2 protein-coding genes are annotated in these 1,958 nt (G+C 65.5%); both read left to right on the top strand.

Translation table 11 applies throughout. The annotated features are described in order from the left end of the window. A partial coding sequence (locus H165_RS20060; RefSeq protein ID WP_248681224.1) for a 2Fe-2S iron-sulfur cluster-binding protein occupies positions 1 to 392 on the top strand: 392 nt, incomplete at its 5' end. Positions 393 to 394: 2 nt separating this feature from the next. Then, positions 395 to 1,567 carry an NAD(P)/FAD-dependent oxidoreductase gene (locus H165_RS18885; RefSeq protein WP_017940313.1) on the top strand — a complete coding sequence of 391 codons (1,173 nt, stop codon included), beginning with the start codon at positions 395 to 397 and terminating at the stop codon, positions 1,565 to 1,567. The last annotated feature ends 391 nt before the right edge of the window (positions 1,568 to 1,958 follow it).

Raw genomic sequence — 1,958 nt, 5'->3', positions numbered from 1 at the left:
CGGGGAAGAGGAAGGGGATCGGTTTGTTTGGCGACTGCCAATCTACCAACCTCCGAACCGTCAACCACTACTTCCCCCAGATCGCGCGAAGAACCAAATGTTTTGACGGCACTACGGTTTCCGCGGAGGTGCCCAACGGCGTCAGTCTGATGGAGGCTGCGGTGAACGCCAACGTGGCCGGTATCTACGGTGACTGCGGCGGTGCCATGTCCTGCGCCACCTGCCACGTGGTGGTGGACGAGGAGTGGTACGCCAAGGTCGGCGCGCCGAGCGCGATGGAGGAGGATCTGCTGGAGATGGTTCCGGGCGGGCGTACTCCGCGCAGCCGCCTGAGCTGCCAGATCCGCGTCAACGACGAGCTGGACGGCATCGTCCTCGAGACGGTGGCCTGACCATGGCTGAGCGCATCGTCATCGTCGGGGCAGGGCAGGCTGCGATGGCCTGTGCTGCCCGGCTGCGAGCGCTGTCCGCCGACAGCCTCATCACCGTGATCGGTTCGGAAACGCACCTGCCTTACCAGCGCCCGCCGTTGTCCAAGGCGTTCCTGGCTGGCGAGCTGACCATCGAGCGTCTTGCCCTGCGTCCGCAGACCTGGTTCGCCGACCAGCGGATCGAGCTGCGCACCGGTGAGACCGTCACTGCCATCGACCGGGACCAGCGCCTAGTCAGGCTGGCCGGCGGCGAACGGCTGGCCTACGACAGGCTGGTGCTGGCCACCGGCTCGCGCGCTCGCGAACTGCCGGCGTCGCTTGCCACCAGTCGCAGCTACACCCTGCGCGGTATCGACGATGCGCTGCGCCTGCGCGATGAGCTGAAGGAGGGTAGGCGCGTGCTGGTGATCGGCGGTGGCTATGTCGGCCTGGAATTCGCCGCCTCGGCCAGCAAGGCCGGGCTCAAGGTGACCCTGGTCGAGGCCGGGCCGCGCATTCTCGGCCGGGTGGCGGCGCCGCAGACCGCGGAATATTTCCGCGCTCTGCACCTGAGTCGTGGCGTCGAGATTTGTGAAGGGGTGGGGATCCAGTCCCTGAGCGAGACGGTCGACGGCATTCAGGCGAGGCTCTCGGACGGTCAGGAACTGTGCGTCGATTTCGTCCTGGCGGGCATCGGTGCCTTGGCCAACGATGAGCTGGCGCAGGCGTGCGGTCTGGCCTGTGACAACGGGGTGCTGGTGGACGAGCTGTGTCGCAGCAGCGACCCTGCGATCTATGCCGTCGGCGATTGCGCCACCGTCGTTGATGCCGGGGGCAACAGGCGGCGCATCGAGTCGGTGCACAACGCCATCGAGCAGGGTGAGACGGCCGCCAGCGCGATGCTGGGCCTGGAGCCGCCGGCGAAGAAGACGCCGTGGTTCTGGTCCGATCAGTACGAGTGTAAGCTGCAGATTGCCGGCCTCAACCAGGGCTATGACCGCATCGAGGTCAAGTCCGGCAACCGCCCGGGAGCGCAGTCGGTGTGGTACTACGCGGGCGAGCAACTGCTGGCCGTGGATGCCATCAACGATCCGGTGACCTACATGAAGGTACGCCGGGACTTCGACGCCCAGATCTCAGCGGCGCAGTCAGTCTAGGCTGCGCACCAAGAAATAGCGGTGGGGGCCATACCGATCTGGCGATCGGAGGGGAGCCCCCGCCGCAGCCTTTTGCGGTCTTCGGTCTTTCAGGTCGCGCGAGAGCGGCTCGTGCGGCAGCACCGCACCTCTCCGCTCGGCGTGTGCCTGGCCTCGGTCGCGCTGCCCATTCCTCGCTCAATGCCTTTTGTGCGCTTTTCCGGCAGTCCGAGCCTTGCCTCTGGAGGACTCGACCCCCTACCTGAATCGCCAGGTTTTCCCATTCTGAATGCTCTCTGGCTACCTCTGCAGGGCCCGGGTTCTACCCCGTTAGCACGGACACTTTCGAGTAAGCTCACACCGAGCTGAAGGAGTGTTCATGAAGCGCAAGAAATACAGTCCCGAGTTCAAG

The organism is Pseudomonas thermotolerans DSM 14292 (assembly GCF_000364625.1).
In the GTDB taxonomy this organism is placed as follows: domain Bacteria; phylum Pseudomonadota; class Gammaproteobacteria; order Pseudomonadales; family Pseudomonadaceae; genus Aquipseudomonas; species Aquipseudomonas thermotolerans.
Note: the sequence above shows the minus strand (reverse complement) of the source record. Positions and strands in the feature narration are given on the sequence as shown.